Raw genomic sequence first — 17122 nt, 5'->3', positions numbered from 1 at the left:
CGTCAGCCGTCAGCCGTCAGCCGTCAGCCGTCAGCCGTCAGCCGTCAGCCGTCAGCCGTCAGCCGTCAGCCGTCAGCCGTCAGCCGTCAGCCGTCAGCCGTCACAGGACGGGCGCCGAGGACATCGGGCACTTGTCGACCGTACAGTTCCGATATATCGTTGAGGCATCGCGACAGATCAACGATGGAAGGAGCGTCATCATGCGTTCCCACGGACACGGACACGGATCACATGGACCCTGCGGCCCCGGGTTCGCGGGCCGAGGTGACTTCGATGCGCGGCGCGGGGCCTTCGGGCCGTTCGGCCCGCCCTTCGGGGGGCCGCCGCCCTGGGGTGGCCGAGGGCGCGGCGGGCCGCGCGGAAGGGCCCGGCGCGGCGATGTGCGCGCGTCGATCCTGGCGTTGCTCAAGGACCGCCCGATGCACGGCTACGAGATGATCCAGGAGATCGCCGAGCGCAGTGGCGGAGCGTGGAAGCCGAGCCCCGGCTCGGTCTACCCGACCCTCCAGCTCCTGGAGGACGAAGGGCTGATCAGCAGCGCGAGCGACGGCGGCAAGAAGCTGTTCGAGCTCACCGACACGGGTCGTACCGAGGCGGACGCCGGGCCCGAGGCCCCCTGGGAGGACGCCGGACGTGGCGTCGACTGGGAGGCCATGAACGAGATCCGGAAGGCCGGCGGCGGGCTCGTCGAGGCGTTCCGTCAGGTGTGGGCCACCGGCACGCCCGAGCAGCGGGACAAGGCTCTCGTGGTCGTCAACAAGGCCCGGAAGGAGCTGTATCTGATCCTCGCCGACGAGGACTGATAGGGGCGATGTATCGCCAAGTCCGAGCGTCATAAGGCGAGTTGACGAGGCGTCCGGACGGCAGGCGGCGGCTCCGTGCGCAGTGCGCGGGGTCGCCGTTTCGTGTGTGCGGCAGTTAATTCAGGGTGTAAGAAAAGTCCGGCGCCTCTCTTGACGGGTTGTCATGGACGGGGAAAGACTCCGCTCGCCGACCACGAAACGGAGTCCTCCATGACGCTGTTGGCCCGCCACCTCCCCGGGCGCGTACGGCCGAGCGCCACCCGCCGGACCCGCCGCCGCAGCGCGGCCGCACTGGTGACCGTCACCGCCTGTGTGGCCACCCTTGCCTCCGCGCACGCCGACGCGAGCACACCCACGTACCGCGACGCCCGCGCGCCCGTCCAGCAGCGCGTAGCGGATCTCCTCGGCCGGATGACGCTCAAGGAGAAGGCCGGGCAGATGGACCAGATCGCCGTGGCCCGGATGCAGGGCGACTGCGAATGGAGCGGGGGTGCGCTCGACGAGACCTGCATGAAGACCGTGCTCGACGACCACGCCACCGGTTCCGTCCTCTCAGGTGGCGGTATGGGCCCCGAGAAGAACACCCCCGCCGACTGGGCGCGCATGGTCAACTCCGTGCAGAAGTACGCCGTCGAGAACTCCCGGCTCCACATCCCCGTGCTCTACGGGGTCGACGCCGTGCACGGCCACAACAACGTCCTCGGCGCCACCGTCTTCCCGCACCAGATCGGGCTCGGTGCCACCTGGGACCCCGGCACCGTACGGGACTCGGGCGCGGCGACCGCCCGTGCCGTCGCCGCCACCGGCATAGACTGGAACTTCTCGCCCGTGGCCGACCTCGCCCGCGACCAGCGCTGGGGCCGCTCCTACGAGACCTACGGCGAGGACCCGCTGCTCGCCGGCACCCTGGCCGCGGCCGCCACCCGCGGCATCGAGCATGCCGGTGGCGCGAAGCGCGTCGCCGCGACCGTGAAGCACTTCGCCGGGTACTCCGAGCCGTCGAACGGGCACGACCGCGTGCCCGCCGATGTGTCGATGCGCTACCTCCAGGACACGCTGCTCGCGCCCTACCGCCGGGCGATCGAATCCGGCGCGGACAGCGTCATGGTCAACTCCGGTGCCGTCAACGGCGTTCCGGCCACCTCCTCGCGCTATCTGCTCACCGAGGTCCTGCGCGAACAGTGGGGCTTCAAGGGGGTCGCCGTCACCGACTGGGAGGACATCCGGGCGCTTCAGACCAAGTACAAGGTCGCCGCCGACTACCCGGAGGCCATCGCCCTCGCCGTCAACGCGGGCATCGACATGGCCATGGAGCCCTACCACGCCAAGGAGTTCACCGAGGGGCTGCTCACCGCCGTCCGCCGCGGTCTGGTGAAGGAGAAGCGGATCGACGAGGCCGTGGCCCGGATCCTGCGGCTCAAGTTCGAACTCGGGCTGTTCGAGGACCCGTACGTCGACCCGGACCGGGCCGATGACGCCGTGCTCGGCGCCGACCGTGCCCTGGCCCGCAAGGCGGCCACCGATTCGCAGGTCCTTCTGCGCAACGAGGACGCGACGCTGCCTGTCCCGCGCGACGCCCGGAAGATCGTGGTGGCCGGGTCGTACGCCGACGACATCGACAACCAGGCGGGGGGCTGGACGATCGGCTGGCAGAGGGTGCCCGAAGGAGTCGAACTCCCCGGCACCACCGTGCTCGAGGGCATCCGGGCGGCCGCCCCGAAGGGCACCGACGTCGTCCACGCCACCACTGAGGACGAGGCGGCCGAACAGGCGGCCACCGCCGATCTCAACGTCGTCGTGGTCGGGGAGAAGGCCGCGGCCGAGGGCGAGGCGGACACACCGCGCCCCGAACTCTCCGCGGACCAGCAGGCGTTGGTGAAGCGGATCGAGGCGAGCGGCAAGCCCGTCGTGGTCGTGGTGATCGCCGGACGCCCGCTCGCGCTCGGCGACGCGGCGGGCACCGACGGGCTGCTGATGGCGTGGCTTCCCGGCACCGAGGGAGGCCATGCCGTGGCCGACGTGCTCTTCGGCCGGGCCGACCCCAGCGGGAGGCTCCCGGTGTCCTGGCCGAAGAAGACCGGCAACGAGCCGATGTACTACCAGCAGTTGCCCGGGACCAACGCCGGGACCGAGTCCGCCTACGACGCGGCCTACGCGTTCGGCGACGGCCTCTCGTACACCCGCTACAGCTTCGACGGCGTCCGCCCGGCCCGGTCGTCCGTCGCTCCCGGAGATCCGGTGCGGCTGAAGGTGACCGTGTCCAACACGGGGCGGCGCAGCGGTGAGCTGGTGGTGCCGGTGTACGTGTCGCGTCCGGTGAGCGAGGTGCTGGCGCCCGCGCGGAAGCTGGCCGCCTTCACCAAGGTGCGCCTCGCGGCAGGGCAGTCGAGGACGGTCGAGTTGACGGTCCCCGCGCGGGTGCTTGCGGTCACGCCCGGCGACATCGACGGGGCGGGCACACCGCGCGTCGAGCGCGGGGCGTACGAGTTCACCGCCGGTGGGAAGACCGCGAAGGTGTCGGTGCGCTGACGGATCGAAGCGCCTCGGCCGGGCCGGACGTCCACGGCGCGTCGGGCGCGATGACTCTCGGGGACCGAGGGCCCCGTGAGAGGGGGACGGTCGAGGGGCGGCCCGTGGGCCGCCCCTCGACCGTGCCAGGTCCGCGTTGCATCGGGGCGGTCGTACCACCGCACCGCTGCCCAGGTGCGCTAGGCGACCAGGCCGCTGAGCTTGCGCAGCGACTCGTTCAGCGCCGCCGTCGCCGAGTCCTTGAGCTTGCCCGCCATCAGGGACACGGCCGCGCCGGTGAACTCGCCCTCGATCCTGACCCGCGTCCCGTCCCCGTCCGGCGTCAGCGCGTACCGCGTCCCGACGTTCACGCCCATCGGCCCCTGGCCCTTGATGTGGAGGACACGGGCCGGCTCGATGGCCGCCACCGTCCAGGTGACCTCGGCCGGGAAGCCCATCAGCCGCATGTTCTCCTCGAACGTGGAGCCCTGCGCCAGGGAGGAGGGGGCACCCTTGGGGAAGCCCGTGTGCGTGGCGTTCCACTGTCCGTACGACGTGAAGTCCGTGAGCTGTTCCCAGACCTTCTCCGGCGGTGCCTCGATCCGTGTCTCGGCGCTGACCTCGGCCATACGACCACCCCTTCTCCGTCCGCTGCGTCGGGCGCTCGCGGACCGTAGCCCCGGGCGCTCGAACATTCAAGACTGACGGACCGTCAGCTGTGTGTGGCCGTGGCCCCAGGGGTCCGGGTGCCCTGAGAGCGCGCTCATCCGCAGGGAGGAGGGGCCGCGCCGCCATGCCCACCCTGCGCGGTAGGGACGGATGCTCCCTTTCGCGGATGTGCCGGACGTCCGGGACTGGTGGGATGAGGAGCGTGCACGACCGTTCGCCTCTGCCCGCCGACCGCGGGCGACCCGCTTCCGAACTCGACGCCTGGCCCGGCGCGGCCCTGGCGCCGGTGGTCAGCGGTGCACGCCGGCGCGCGATCCGGGACGCGGACGGCCAGGTCGACACGGCGCACCTGCTGCACACCCTCCTCGACGTGGACGCGGAGGTCAGGGCGGTCGTCGGCGGCGGGGCCGATGTGGCCCGGCTCCTCAGCTATCTCGTGCAGCGCAGCATCGGCTACGGCCTGCGCTGGCGGGGCTCGGTGGAGGGCTCCCCAGGCGTGCGCGCCGTCCGCGGCGGTTTCGGCATGCCCGGCTGGTCACCGGCAGCGGCGACCGCGATGGAGCGCGCGGACCGGCGGGCGCGCGGCCGGGGAGCGGCGGCCGCCGAAGGGTTCGACCTGCTGGCCGCGCTGACCGCCGACCCCGAGAGCCGCGCGGCGGAGGTGCTGCGCCGCGCGGGCGTCGACCGTGAACGGCTGGCGGCGCGGCTCGACGACGCGCTCCCGGGCGCCCGCGGCGCCGAGCTCGGCGGCGATTCCGAGTCCTCCGGTGGGCGTGCGCCCCGGGCGGAGGTCGTGCGCCCCCGCGCCGCACCGGACCGCCCGATTCCGGACGCCGAGGGCTTCCCGGACGCGGAAGGCTTCCCGGGCACGGAGGGCTTCCCGGACGCGGAGGGCTGAAGAAGGCCGAAGGGGATGTCAGGGGCATCGGAGGTGACGCTCCTGTCGTTCGATGTCATCATGGCCGGATGCACGCGTCTCAGGGGAGGAGCGTCGGCCTCGGCCTCGCCTTGGTCTCGGCGTTCGCATTCGGTGGATCGGGGGTCGCGGCCAAGCCGCTGATCGAGGCGGGCCTCGACCCCCTGCACGTGGTCTGGCTGCGCGCCGCGGGCGCGGCCCTCGTCATGCTCCCCGTCGCCTGGCGCCATCGCGCCCTGGTGCGCCAACGCCCCGCCCTGCTGGCCGGGTTCGGGCTGCTCGCCGTGGCCGGCGTCCAGGCCTGCTACTTCGCGGCGATCTCCCGCATCCCGGTCGGGGTCGCCCTGCTCGTCGAGTACCTGGGCCCGGCGCTGCTGCTGGGATGGGTGCGCTTCGTCCAGCGCCGCCCGGTGAGCCGTGCGGCGGCCGTCGGGGTCGTGCTCGCGGTGGGCGGGCTGGCCTGTGTCGTCGAGGTGTGGTCGGGCCTCGGGTTCGACGCGCTGGGCCTGCTGCTGGCCTTCGGCGCGGCCTGCTGCCAGGTGTCGTACTTCCTCCTCTCCGACCACGGCAGCGGCGGCGAGAACCCGGCCGACCCGATCGGGGTCATCGCGTACGGCCTGCTCATCGGTACGGGGGTGCTCACCGTCGTCGCCCGGCCCTGGACCATGGACTGGGCGCTGCTCGCCGGTCGGGCCGACATGGGCGGCACGGTGGTCCCGGCGTCCCTGCTCCTCGCCTGGGTCGTCCTCGTCGCGACCGTCGTCGCCTACTTCACCGGGGTGCTGTCGGTCCGGAGGCTGTCGCCCCAAGTGGCCGGAGTCGTCGCCTGCCTGGAGGCCGTCGTCGCGACTGTCCTGGCCTGGGTGATGCTCGGCGAGCACCTCTCCGCGCCCCAGGTCGTCGGAGGCGCGGCCGTTCTGGCCGGGGCGTTCATCGCCCAGACCTCGACGCCCAAGGCGGTCTCCGGCGCTCCGGTCGCCGGGTCGGCACCGGACCCGGGCCTGACCGCTGATCAAGGGGAAAGCGGGTCCGATCAGCGAGAAAGCGAGTTGCCCGCCGTGAACCGTGCGACGTAGGGTCCGGATCATGCATTCGACTGCGCTCGTTCTTCCGCCTCCCGCCGCCTGACGGCGGGCGGCTGCTCCACGGAGGTTGTTCGGCCCGGGCCGTGCCCGGGTCTGTCGCTGCTGCCCGCAGACGGAGCGTTCGCGACCCAACCTTTCTTCCGCGGAGAACTCTCACGTGTCGAATGTGTCCTCATCTGCTGTCGGCCTGCCCGTGGGGCGTGGCCTGTGCTATCTCGTCGTCGCCGGTGTCGCCTGGGGCACCGCGGGCGCGGCGGCGGCCATGCTCTACCGCTCCAGCGACCTCGGCCCTGTCGCTTTGTCGTTCTGGCGCTATGTCGGCGGACTCGCCCTGCTGCTGACCGCGCACGCCGCGCGCGGTGTACGGGTCCGGCGCCGGCCGGCCGCCGCCATGACGGCCGCTGCCGCGGTCGCCGTTCCTGAGTCGGCGCGGAGGCGGATCCTGCGGGTCGTCGGTACGGGCGTGGGCCTGACCGTCTTCCAGACCGCCTACTTCGCCGCGGTGCAGGCCACCGGGCTCGCGGTGGCCACCGTCGTGACGCTCGGCGCGGGGCCCGTCCTCATCGCCCTGTGCGCCCGGCTCTTCATGGGTGAACACCTCGGCGGCGGCGGGGTCCTGGCCGTCTCCGGAGCGCTCGGCGGGCTCGCGGTGCTGGTGCTCGGGAGCGGCGGCGGCGCCGTGAAGCCGCTCGGCGTCGTCCTGGCGCTGGTCTCGGCGGCGGGCTACGCGGCGATCACCCTGCTCACCCGCTGGCTCGGGCGCACCGGGGCGGGTGCCGACGCGCGCTCGACCACCGCCTGGGCCTTCGCCGTTGGAGCCGTGTGCCTGCTGCCGTTCGGGCTGGCCCAGGGCTTGCTGCCGCACACCGCCGACCCGGCCCGGGTGCTGGTGCTCCTGGTGTACGTGGCGGCGGTGCCGACGGCGCTCGCGTACGCGCTGTACTTCGCCGGGGCGGCCGTCGTACGGGCCGCGACCGCGTCCGTGATCATGCTCATCGAGCCGGTGAGCGCCGCCGTCATCGCGGTGGCGCTGCTGGGGGAGCGGCTCACGGCGGCGACCGTGCTCGGCACGCTCCTGCTGCTGACGGCCGTGGCCGGACTCGCGGTCGCGGAGGCGCGGTCGGCGGCGGCCGCCCGCAGGACCAGGACCGCGGCGGCCTGAGCGGACGCGCGACGCCTCGCGGGGCGTCACGCGTCATCCGGCCGTTTCCCGCCGCCCGTCCCGCCGCGTCGCGCGGGACGGGCGGTGCCGTCCTCCGGCAAGCCTCAACAAGCCTGCCGCCAGGGGGCGTTCGGGCCCACGCCTGGCGCCGGGGTCAGAGGGCCTTCAGATAGTCCGGCAGCGCGACGCCCGAGTCCAGGTCGTCGGCCGCGACCGGCTCCCCGTAGCCGCGGGTGAGCGGCACGACGCCGCTCCAGTGGGGCAGTGCGAGGTCCTCGGCGTCGTCACCGGGGCCTCCCGTCCGCGCCTTCGCCGAGACCTCTTCCAGGTCGAGCCGGATGACGGCGGTCGCGGCCAGCTCCTTGGCGTTCGCGGGGCGCGAGTCCGCGGCGCGGCCGGGCACGACCTGGTCGACGATCGCGTCCAGAGCCTCGGCGCGCTCAGCGGCATCGGTGACCCGGTGTGCGGTGCCGTGCACCACCACCGAGCGGTAGTTGATCGAGTGGTGGAATGCGGACCGCGCAAGCACCAGAGCGTCGACGTGCGTCACGGTCAGGCACACGGGCATGCCCGGGTCGGCCTGACCGCTCATCCGCAGCGGGCGGGAGCCGGTCGAGCCGTGGACGTAGAGACGCTCGCCCACCCGCGCGTACAGGGTGGGCAGGACGACGGGCGCGCCCTCGCGGACGAAGCCGAGGTGGCAGACGTAGCCCTCGTCGAGTATCGCGTGGACGGTGTCGCGGTCGTAGGCCGCGCGCTGGGCGGCGCGGGTCGGGACCGTGCGGTCGGTGGCGGTGTAGGCGGTGGATGCCGCTTCCGAAGCGGCGGCGGTGTCCGGCATTGCAAACTCCATTGCACTAATGCATAATCTTGTTTGTGCTAGGAGAGTATCGGATCTCGGGTCGTCGCGCAGCAGACATCGCGGCCAGCGTCGAACAGGCCGTCGGAGCAGGGGAGTTGAACCCCGGGCAGCTTCTTCCGCCGTTGCGGGAGCTGGCCCGGCAGCTCGACGTCAATCCGAACACGGTGGCGGCGGCGTATCGCACCCTGCGGGACCGCGGCGTCATCGAGACGGCGGGCAGGCGCGGCAGCCGGGTGCGGGCGCGGCCCGCCAGCACCGCGCGGGAGGCGATCGGTATCCCCTCGCCGCCCGGCGTCGTCGACGTGTCGATGGGTAACCCCGACACCTCGCTCCTGCCTCCGCTCGGTGACGCGCTCGCCGATGCGGCCGCCCGCCACGCAGCCCGTCCGACCCTGTACGGCGATGCCGCGGTCCGTACCGAGCTGGAGGAGACGGCCCGCGCGGCCCTCGACGCGGACGGCGTCCCGGACGGACCGGTCGCGGTCACCTCCGGAGCACTCGACGCCATCGAACGCGTGCTGGCCGCACACCTCAGGCCCGGGGACGCCGTGGCCGTCGAGGATCCCGGCTGGGGCAGCGCACTGGATCTGATCCCGGCGATGGGGCTGCGCGTCGTCCCGGTCGCCGTCGACGACGAAGGGCCGCTGCCGGAGGACGTCGAACGCGCCCTGAGCCGGGGTGCCCGGGCGCTCGTGGTCACGTGCCGGGCGCAGAACCCGACCGGGGCCGCCGTCTCCGCCGGCCGTGCGGCGGACCTCCGCTCCGTCCTCGAGGCCCGGCCGGAGACGCTGCTGATCGAGGACGACCACGGCCACGGCATCGTCGACCTCGCCCTCCACCCGCTGGCCGGACGGACCCGGCACTGGGCGTTCATCCGCTCGACGGCCAAGGCGTACGGCCCCGTCCTGCGCCTCGCCGTGCTGACCGGGGACGCCATCACCGTCGACCGCGTCGGTGGGCGGCAGCGGCTGGGGCCCGGCTGGGTCAGCCATCTCCTGCAGGATGCCGTCGTGCACCTGTGGCGGACGGGCGCGGTGGACACGCGAGCCGTCGCCGCCGCGTACGGCTCACGGCGGGACGCCCTGGTGCGCGCGCTGCGCGAGCGGGGGATCGCCGCGCACGGCCGCAGCGGGATGAACGTCTGGGTACCGGTCCCCGACGAGACGGGCGCGGTCGCCCGGCTGCTGCAGTCGGGCTGGGCCGTCGCGCCCGGGGCACGCTTCCGCGTGGCCTCGCCACCCGCGGTGCGGGTGACCGTGTCGTCCTTGTCCCGCAGCGACATCGAGGCGGTCGCGGACGCCGTGGCATCCGCGACCGTCCCTGCGCCCTCAAGACGCTACGGCTGACTGCCGTGCGCTACTGGCAGGCGCCGGTGGTCACCCGCTCCGCCGGTCGTGCGGCGTCCTGCGGGGTGACGTCCTGATGTGCGGCGTCCTGCGGGGTCATGTCCGTGCGGGCGGTGTCCTGCCGGGCGGGGTTCGTCCCAGGCGTGACCTTCCCGGAGTCCGCCCCGCCCCGCGCGGTGACCGTTCCGCGGCCCGCGGACCGACGGCGACTCTGCGTCAGGGCCGCGCCGACCAGGACGACGAGCGCACCCACCGGCGTATTCCACGTGAGGTGTTCGCCCAGCACCATCACGCCCGCGGCGGTCGCGATGACCGGGATGAAGTACGTCACCAGGGTTGCGGTCGTGGGCCCGACCTCGGCCACCAGGCCGTACTGCAGGAGGAAGGCCAGGCCCGTCCCGAGCGCGCCCAGGGCGAGGACCGACAGCAGCGGCAGGACGGGGAAGGAGGTGGGGAATGTGGTGAACAGCGGTGTGACGACGGCGAGTTGAACGGTGCCGAGCAGCAACTGCGAGCCGGCCATCGCCAGGTTGGAGTTGCCGGTGCCGGCGAGCGTGCGCCGGACGTAGACCCAGCCGACCGCGTAGCTCAGCGAGGCGACCAGCGCCATGGCCGTCCCCGCCGGGTCCTGCCCGGAGAAGCCCTGCCAGGCGCCCAGGACGGTCAGCACCCCGGCGAAGCCGATGCCCAGGCCCGCGACGCGGCGGCGGGTCGGGCGGTCCTCGGACAGGGCGACGATCGACAGGACCATGCCCCACAGCGGAGTGGTGGCGTTGCAGATGCCCGCGAGCGTGGACGGGATGGTCAGCTCCGCGTACGCGAAGAGGGTGAAGGGCAGGGCGTTGAGGAGGAACGCCGCGACGGCGAGGTGGCCCCAGGTGCGGGCGCCGCGCGGCATCCGCTCCCGCCGGACCGCGAGAACCGCGGCCAGGACCGCCGTGCCGAACACCATCCGTCCGAGCGTGACCTGCAGCGGGGCGTACGCCTGTGTGCCGACCTTGATCAGGAGGAAGCTGAAGCCCCAGATCAGCGACAGCACGGCGAACCGGATGCGCCAGTCCACGGCCGGGCGGCGCGCGGCGGGTGCGGACGGCGCGGTGGCGGACGGACCCGGGGGCGTCGGGGGAGGTGTGGTGACGGCCGCGACCTGGGCGGTCGTCCGCGGGGCCGAACGCGAGCCGGAGCGCGGGGCGGACCGCGAGTCGGAGCGCGGGGCGGACTGCGAGGTGGACCGGGAGGCGGATTCGGGAGTGCGGGAGGTCGCGGCGGAGCTCATGCACTCCAGACTCCTGCCCAGGACTTCGTAGGACAAGCGAGATTTCGTAGAGCCTTAGCTTAGTATTGCTTACATGTTGAATCTCGACCGCCTCAGGACCCTGGATGCCGTCGCCCGCCACGGCTCCGTGAGTGCCGCCGCCGAGGGGCTCCACGTCACCACCTCGGCAGTTTCTCAGCAGCTCGCGAAACTGGAGCGCGAGGCGGGGCAGCAGCTGCTCGCCAAGAACGGCCGCGGCGTCCGGCTCACCGACGCCGGCCGGCTGCTCGCCGAGCATGCGGCGCGCATCCTCTCCCAGGTCGAGCTGGCGCACTCGGATCTCGAGGCGCACCGCGGCCAGGCGGTCGGCGAACTGCTCCTGGGTGCGTTCCCCACGTCCGTGCGCGGCCTCTTCCCGGGCGCCATGGCCGTACTCCGCGCCGACCACCCGCAATTGCGCGTCCGGCTGCAGGAGCTCGAACCCGACGCCTCGCTTCCGCGTCTGGTGCGCGGGGACATCGATCTCGCGGTGGTCCTGGACTGGTACAACAAGCCGCTCTCCCTGCCCGACGGGCTGGCCAAGGCGCCGCTGCTGGACGACCCCGCCGACGTCGCCATGCCCGCCGACCACCCGCTCGCGGGCCGCCAGGAGGTGGACCTCGAGGAGTTCGCGGACGACGAGTGGATCTCCTGGCCGAAGGGCGAGTTCTGCCACGACTGGCTGATGTTCACGCTGCGCAGCAAGGGGGTCGAGCCGCGCATCACACACACGGCGGAGGAGCACCACACCCAACTCGCTCTGGTCGGGGCCGGGTTCGGAGTCGCCGTCGCACCGCGGCTGGGTCGCGGTCCGGTGCCCGCCAACGTCACGGTGGTGCCGGTGCGTTCGACGATGCGGCGGCACATCTACGCGGTGTGGCGGGCGGACGCCGACCGCCGGCCCTCGATCCGGGCCGCGGTGGACGCCCTGCGCAAGGCGGCGCAGAGCGTGGAGACCTGACGCATCGTGAAGTGCCGCTTGCGCCCCCTCGTGAACCGGTTCAAGATCGCCTGAGACCCGACGAACGCAGGGAGACGATGAACCCGCGGACCACCCACGTCGACCACGAACTCATCCAGGCCGCGGCGCACGTCGCCCGCACGCGCTGCCGGGGCGACCACCACACGATGGCCGCCGCCGCCCGCGCCCGTGACGGCCGGATCGTCACCGCGGTGAACGCCTACCACTTCACCGGAGGCCCCTGCGCCGAGCTGGTCCTCATCGGCACGGCGGCCGCCCAGGGCGCGTACGACCTGGACACCATCGTCGCCGTGGGTGACCGCGAACGGGGCGTCGTTCCCCCGTGCGGCCGGTGCCGTCAGGTCCTCCTCGACTACTTCCCGACCCTCCAGGTCATCGTCGGCGCAGATGACCGCCTCCGCGCCGTCCCCATCGCCGGCCTGCTGCCCGAAAGCTACGTCTGGGCCGACCACCAGCTCGACGCCGACTGAACCGCGAGCCGCCGTGGCTCTGCGCGTACGGCGTTGTCCTCCGCGTGCGGCGCGGCTCTCGCCGTGCGGCGTGGCTCTGCGCGTGCGGCGCGGCTCTCCCTGTACGGCGTTGTCCTCCGCGTATGGCGTGGCTCTGCGGTACGGCGTTGCCCTCCGCGTACGGCGCGGCTCTTCCTGTACGGCGTTGCCCTCCGCGTACGGCGCGGCTCTCCCTGTGCGGCGTTGCCCTTCGCGTGCGGCGCGGTCCTACGCGTCGGGCGCGGCCATCTTGCGGAAGTCCCACGAGGCCACGGCGTCCGGGGTGAGCCGGAGCCAGGCGTGGCGGCCGTCGTGCGGCAACGTGTCGATGCCGAAGTACTTCACCGCGAACAGCCGCTCCATCGCGTCGAGTTCGGGGCACGGCTCGCCGGTGCGCGGTGCCTCGCCCACGAACACGGCCGTGCCCGACAGCTCGGCGCCCCGCAGCTCCCCGTAGTCATGCCCGTCGTCGACCACGACGGCCAGGCGCGGGTCGCGGCGCAGATCGGCCCAACGGCGGCTGCGGGTGAGGGAGTACAGCCACAGGGACGTGCCGTCCCAGGCGAACCAGAGCGGGCTCACATGCGGTCGGCCGTCCTGGTCCACCGTCGCCACCCGGCAGGTGCGCTGCTCCGCCAGGAAGGCGTCCAGCTCGTGGCCGGTCATCATGATGCGGCGTCCCCGCCGCTGCGTTCCGGCGCCTCGCGGCGTGCCTTCCATCGGCCGTCCGCCCTCCCACTTCTGATGGTGTGTCAGAAAAAGGATGAGGTGCTCTTCCGGGTCCGCGCAAGTCCCGCTACCGTCCCGGCCTGACCGAAGGACCGACGGACGGGCGGCGCTCCGGTGCGGCGTGGCCCCGTGGGAGTGGGGGAGACGTATGGGCTCGCGCGACCTGCCGACCGGGCTGCTCGAACCGGCGACCACGGTACTGCTCACCGTCGAGTGCCAGGAGGGCGTCGTCGGGCCCGGCAGTGCGCTCCCCGAACTCGCCGCGGAGGCCCGGACGTCCGGCGCCCTGCACAATGTCGCCCGCTTGGTCACCGCGGCCCGTGACGCGGGCGTCCAGGTGATGCACGCCGTGGCCGAGCGCCGCCCCGATGGGCGTGGCTCGAACCGGAACGCGCGCCTGTTCCGTGCCGCCGAGCGGCTTCCCGTCCAGCAGCTCACGGGCTCCGCGGCCGTCCGGGTCGCCGAGCCCGTCACGGTCGCCGAGGAGGATCTCGTCGTGCGCCGCCTGCACGGCCTGTCCCCGGTCGCCGGGACCGGCGTGGACGGCCTGCTGCGCAACCTGGGCTGCCGCACCCTCGTCGTCGCCGGGGTCTCCGCGAACGTCGCGGTCCCGGCGGCGGTCTTCGACGCGGTGAACCTCGGCTACACCGCCGTCGTACCGGCCGATGCCATCGCGGGCGTACCCCCCGAGTACACGCCCGCGATGGTCCGGCACACCCTCGCCCTGGTCGCGATGGTCACCGCGACGGACGAGGTGCTGGCCTGCTGGAGCAGGCCGGACCGGTCCGCATGAGGCGGACCGGCGGGACTCGGTCGGGCTCGGTGGTCACCCGAGCTTGATCGAGTCTCCGTCCACGGTGACCTTCTTGCCGGGCAGCGGCTGTGTGGCCGGGCCCTTCTTCACACTGCCGTCCGCGATGGCGAACTTGCTGCCGTGCAGCGGGCAGTTGATGGTGCCGCCCGACACCTCGTTCAGCGGGCTGCCCTGGTGGGTGCAGATCGCCGCGTAGGCCCGGAACTCGCCCTCCGTGGGCTGTGTGACCACCACCTTCTGGTCCTTGAAGATCTTGCCGCCGCCGACGGGGATGTCGGCCGCCGCCGCGAGCGCGGCACCACCCGCGGCGTCCCCGCCGTCACCACCGGAGTCCGGCGCGGAACTGTCCTCCTTCGGCTGCGACGCGTCACCGGAGTCGCCGCACGCGGCGAGCATCGCGGCCAGACAGGTGGCCCCGGCCGCGGCGACCACGGCACGTCGGCTCGTGTTCCGCCCGGTCCCTTCAGTTCCTGTCATGGTGCTTACGTCCCCTTCGCTTGCTGGGCGTCTTCCCTGGCCGGCCCTGACACGGCCGGTCCGGCCCCTCTGTACGGACCGTGGTGCTCAGGTGTTCAGATCGTCTGCGACACCGAGCGCCTCACGGAGGAAAACGATCTGGAGCAGGAGGAGATTCTCGGCCACTTCCTCCGATGCCGCCAGATGCGTGACCCCGGACAGCGGCAGCACCGAGTGCGGACGGCCCGCGGCCAGCAGCGCCGCCGAGAAGCGCAGGCTGTGGGCCACGACCACGTTGTCGTCCGCGGTGCCGTGGACGAGCATCAACGGGCGGGAGAGCCGGGGGGCGTCCGGGAGGAGCGAGGACCGCTCGTAGTGCTCCGGCTCCTTCTCCGGGTGGCCGAGATACCGCTCCTTCCAGTACGTGTCGTAGAGCCGGGGGTCGATCACGGGTGCGCCCGCGACGGCCGCGTGGACGGCGTCGGGCCGGCGCAGCACCGCGCCCGCCGCCAGATATCCGCCGAACGACCAGCCGCGGATCGCCACCCGGTCCAGGTCCATGTCGGGGCAGGTCTCCGCGGCCGCGTGCAGGGCGTCGACCTGGTCCTCCAGGGCGTGCCCCAGGGTGTCGCCGTACACCGATGTCTCCCAGGCCGGCCCGCGGCCAGGGGTGCCGCGTCCGTCCGCGACGAGCACGGCGAACCCCTGCTCGGCGAACCACTGGGAGACGCAGGCGGTCCAGGTGCGGGCGTGGACGACCACCTGCATCGCAGGGCCGCCGTACGGGTCGAGCAGCACCGGCAGCTTCCCGGACCCCGGCTCGTACCAGGACGGAAGGTACAGCGCGGCGCGGATCCGCCGCTCGCCGAGGGTCAGGTGGGTGGGCCGCGGGACGGCCTCGGGCTCGGCGGCCCGCACCGCGACGGTGCCGTCGGGTTCGCCCTCGCGCAGCACGGTGACGCGATGCCCGTCGGGGGTGCGGCTCTCCAGGACGACGGTGCCGCCGCGCAGCGTGGCGGTGTGCAGACCGGGGCCTTCGCTGATCCGGGTGCAGCCGGTCCCGGGCTCGTAGGACCAGACGTGCGTCTCGGTGGGCTCCTGGCTGGCCGTGAACAGCACGCGTTCCCCGTCGGTGGCCGTCACCGCACGCACCTGAAGCCCCGGGGGTGTGCGTCCTTCGGCACCGAAGCGCAGGGCCCGGGTGTCGTCCTCCTCGAACGGGTGGACCAGCGCGCCGGATTCCGTACGGACCGGGGTCCCGGGGATCTGCTCCGCCCAGGGCGCGCCGCGCTGCTCGTGCAGGGTGCGCGTCGCGCCGGTGGCCGGGTCGGCGGCCAGGACGCGTACGGTCCGCTGGTCGCGGCTCTGCACGGTGACCAGCGGACCGTGGGCGTCCCACCGGGCGTCGACGAGGTACTCGAACTCCTCCCGGTCCCAGGCGATCTCGGTCCGGCTCCCGTCGAGGGAGATCCGGTGCAGCGAGACATCGGCGTTCGCGGTCCCGGCCACCGGGTACGGCACCGAGCGCGGCGGCACGTGCGGCTGCGCGGGATCGGAGATGTACCAGCGCTGAACCGGCGAGGTGTCGACACGCGTCACCAGCAGGGCCTCGCCGTCGGGCGCCCACCAGAACGCGCGCAGGCGCCCCATGGACTCGGCGGCCACATGGTCCGGGACTCCGTACGTCACCTCGGGGCCGTCGGGGAGCGCGAGCGGCCGGTCCTCCCCGTCGAGGTCCACGACGTGCAGCCCGCCCGCCGTGACGTACGCGATCCGGCTTCCGTCGGGGGAGAGGTGCGGGTCGCTCACGGGACCGGCCGTGGCCACCGTGTGCGCGACGCCGTCGTCCGGACCCACTACCCGGAGCGTGCCGCCGAGCGCGAACGCGGCCCGGCGCACCTCCGCATCCGTGGAGTACGCGACCACACCCTCCGACTGCTCCCGTGCCCGTTCCCTCCGGATGCGCTCCTGGTCCGGCACCGCACGGGAGGCGTCCGCGTCCCCCGGACCGGCGAGCACCCGCTCGGAGCCGTCAGCCTCCCGAAGCCACAGGCGGCTCACCGGATCGGTGCCGCCGCCGCTGCGGAGGAAGAGGACACGGCGGCCGTCGGGGGTGAGGGTGAACTGCCGGGGGACGCCGAGCGAGAAGCGCCGGGTACGGGCGAACTGGCGGGGGAAGCCGGGGCATGCGGGCGTGGTCGTGTCAGCCGGTGTGGTCATCCCGGGACTCTGGCAGAGTCGTCCGCCGCCGCAAACCGAGTTAATGGGGCGGGGATGCGTTCCGAAATCACCGTCACCCGCTGCGTCATGACCTCCGCGGGAGCGGTCGGCGCCGGACGTGCCGGGCCGACGATCCGGCGCCCGACCTCATGACGTGCACCGACTGACCGCGGGAGCCGCAGGGAACTTCCGCCGGTCCACTCTGCTCGTGCCTCCGCCGGCCGGTCGTGGTCGTCTCCCACGGCCGTCCGGATACGAGACCTTCGAAATCGGCCAGAATGAACCACTCCCCGGCAGAAGGCCTTTGTGTGCTCGGGCCGGATCCCGGGCTTTCCGTTCCCGGCCGGGGAAAGTGGAGAATTGCCCGCTCCTGCAGAGGGTGTTGGGACACGCGGCTGAAAGACGATCGGTTGTCGGCACCGCATTACGAGGGGCTCACGCCGGTCGGGGGCGCGAAGCCGAATGTGAGGACGCGACCCGGCCCTGACCGTGAATGCCCGCATACGGACGCCGGCGGAGAAGCCGGCACGCGGGCCGCGGTCGAAGCGTATGCCTCTAGGCGGCAGTTTTCGGTCTTTTGTTTCCCGTTGCTTCCGGAACCCCCTGTTAGCCTCCCCCTCAACTGGCCGGCCGTGGGCGGCGATTGCCCGCGGACGTCGGCGGCGTACTCGGAACCACGCCCCGCCTGACGATTTCCTCGATCTGAACTCAGGGAGAGTGCTGCACATGCCGGTGGTGGATTACGGCTCCGTCGTTGATGAGCCGGTCCGGAAGAGACCTGGAGTCTC

At 73.0% G+C, this 17122-nt stretch carries 15 protein-coding genes; 9 read left to right on the top strand and 6 right to left on the bottom strand.

The window, feature by feature from the left end:
• Window positions 1-200: 200 nt before the first annotated feature.
• Window positions 201-803, top strand: a complete 603-nt coding sequence (locus ABZ822_RS31200; protein ID WP_360861574.1) for a PadR family transcriptional regulator — start codon at window positions 201-203, stop codon at window positions 801-803.
• A gap of 210 nt (window positions 804-1013) precedes the next feature.
• Window positions 1014-3332 carry a glycoside hydrolase family 3 N-terminal domain-containing protein gene (locus tag ABZ822_RS31195; RefSeq protein WP_360861572.1) on the top strand — a complete coding sequence of 773 codons (2319 nt, stop codon included), beginning with the start codon at window positions 1014-1016 and terminating at the stop codon, window positions 3330-3332.
• 179 nt (window positions 3333-3511) lie between these two features.
• Here ABZ822_RS31195 and ABZ822_RS31190 read toward each other — a convergent pair whose 3' ends face one another.
• Window positions 3512-3940: an SRPBCC family protein gene (locus ABZ822_RS31190; RefSeq protein ID WP_360861570.1), complete on the bottom strand. Its 429-nt coding sequence runs from the start codon at window positions 3938-3940 to the stop codon at window positions 3512-3514.
• A 242-nt stretch (window positions 3941-4182) separates the two neighbouring features.
• On the opposite strand from ABZ822_RS31190, the gene ABZ822_RS31185 reads away from it, so the two are divergent.
• From ABZ822_RS31185 to ABZ822_RS31175, 3 genes are all read left to right on the top strand, one after another.
• Window positions 4183-4878: a Clp protease N-terminal domain-containing protein gene (locus ABZ822_RS31185; RefSeq protein WP_360861568.1), complete on the top strand. Its 696-nt coding sequence runs from the start codon at window positions 4183-4185 to the stop codon at window positions 4876-4878.
• Window positions 4879-4946: 68 nt separating this feature from the next.
• Window positions 4947-5972, top strand: coding sequence for an EamA family transporter (locus ABZ822_RS31180; RefSeq protein WP_360861566.1), 1026 nt, complete (start codon window positions 4947-4949; stop codon window positions 5970-5972).
• Between the two features lie 166 nt (window positions 5973-6138).
• Window positions 6139-7143, top strand: coding sequence for an EamA family transporter (locus ABZ822_RS31175; RefSeq protein ID WP_360861564.1), 1005 nt, complete (start codon window positions 6139-6141; stop codon window positions 7141-7143).
• A 154-nt stretch (window positions 7144-7297) separates the two neighbouring features.
• On the opposite strand, the gene ABZ822_RS31170 is transcribed toward ABZ822_RS31175, so the two are convergent.
• A complete protein-coding gene (locus ABZ822_RS31170; protein WP_360861562.1) occupies window positions 7298-7984 on the bottom strand; it encodes a pyridoxamine 5'-phosphate oxidase family protein in 687 nt (228 codons plus the stop codon).
• Window positions 7985-8019: 35 nt separating this feature from the next.
• On the opposite strand from ABZ822_RS31170, the gene ABZ822_RS31165 reads away from it, so the two are divergent.
• Complete coding sequence (locus tag ABZ822_RS31165; RefSeq protein ID WP_360861559.1) at window positions 8020-9351, top strand: aminotransferase class I/II-fold pyridoxal phosphate-dependent enzyme; 1332 nt, start codon at window positions 8020-8022, stop codon at window positions 9349-9351.
• Between the two features lie 10 nt (window positions 9352-9361).
• Here the strand turns inward: ABZ822_RS31165 and ABZ822_RS31160 are convergent, their stop codons facing one another.
• A complete protein-coding gene (locus ABZ822_RS31160; protein ID WP_360861557.1) occupies window positions 9362-10627 on the bottom strand; it encodes a DMT family transporter in 1266 nt (421 codons plus the stop codon).
• 73 nt (window positions 10628-10700) lie between these two features.
• On the opposite strand from ABZ822_RS31160, the gene ABZ822_RS31155 reads away from it, so the two are divergent.
• The gene (locus ABZ822_RS31155) at window positions 10701-11606 is read left to right on the top strand and encodes a LysR family transcriptional regulator (protein WP_360861555.1); all 906 of its coding nucleotides are present in this window, start codon (window positions 10701-10703) and stop codon (window positions 11604-11606) included.
• A gap of 77 nt (window positions 11607-11683) precedes the next feature.
• A complete protein-coding gene (locus tag ABZ822_RS31150) occupies window positions 11684-12097 on the top strand; it encodes a cytidine deaminase (protein ID WP_360861553.1) in 414 nt (137 codons plus the stop codon).
• A 246-nt stretch (window positions 12098-12343) separates the two neighbouring features.
• On the opposite strand, the gene ABZ822_RS31145 is transcribed toward ABZ822_RS31150, so the two are convergent.
• Window positions 12344-12835 (bottom strand): pyridoxamine 5'-phosphate oxidase family protein, encoded by a 492-nt coding sequence (locus ABZ822_RS31145; protein ID WP_360861551.1) that lies wholly within the window; start codon window positions 12833-12835, stop codon window positions 12344-12346.
• Window positions 12836-12992: 157 nt separating this feature from the next.
• Here ABZ822_RS31145 and ABZ822_RS31140 point away from each other — a divergent pair, with 157 nt between their 5' ends.
• The gene (locus ABZ822_RS31140) at window positions 12993-13637 is read left to right on the top strand and encodes a cysteine hydrolase (RefSeq protein ID WP_360861547.1); all 645 of its coding nucleotides are present in this window, start codon (window positions 12993-12995) and stop codon (window positions 13635-13637) included.
• A 33-nt stretch (window positions 13638-13670) separates the two neighbouring features.
• Here ABZ822_RS31140 and ABZ822_RS31135 read toward each other — a convergent pair whose 3' ends face one another.
• Together ABZ822_RS31135 and ABZ822_RS31130 are read right to left on the bottom strand one after the other, a co-directional pair.
• A complete protein-coding gene (locus ABZ822_RS31135; RefSeq protein WP_360861545.1) occupies window positions 13671-14135 on the bottom strand; it encodes a Rieske (2Fe-2S) protein in 465 nt (154 codons plus the stop codon).
• Window positions 14136-14222: 87 nt separating this feature from the next.
• Entirely contained in the window at window positions 14223-16334 is a 2112-nt protein-coding gene (locus ABZ822_RS31130; protein ID WP_360861543.1) for a prolyl oligopeptidase family serine peptidase, read from the bottom strand.
• Window positions 16335-17122: the final 788 nt, after the last annotated feature.

The organism is Streptomyces sp. NPDC047108 (genome assembly GCF_040643575.1).
Classification (GTDB): domain Bacteria; phylum Actinomycetota; class Actinomycetes; order Streptomycetales; family Streptomycetaceae; genus Streptomyces.
Note: the sequence above shows the minus strand (reverse complement) of the source record. Positions and strands in the feature narration are given on the sequence as shown.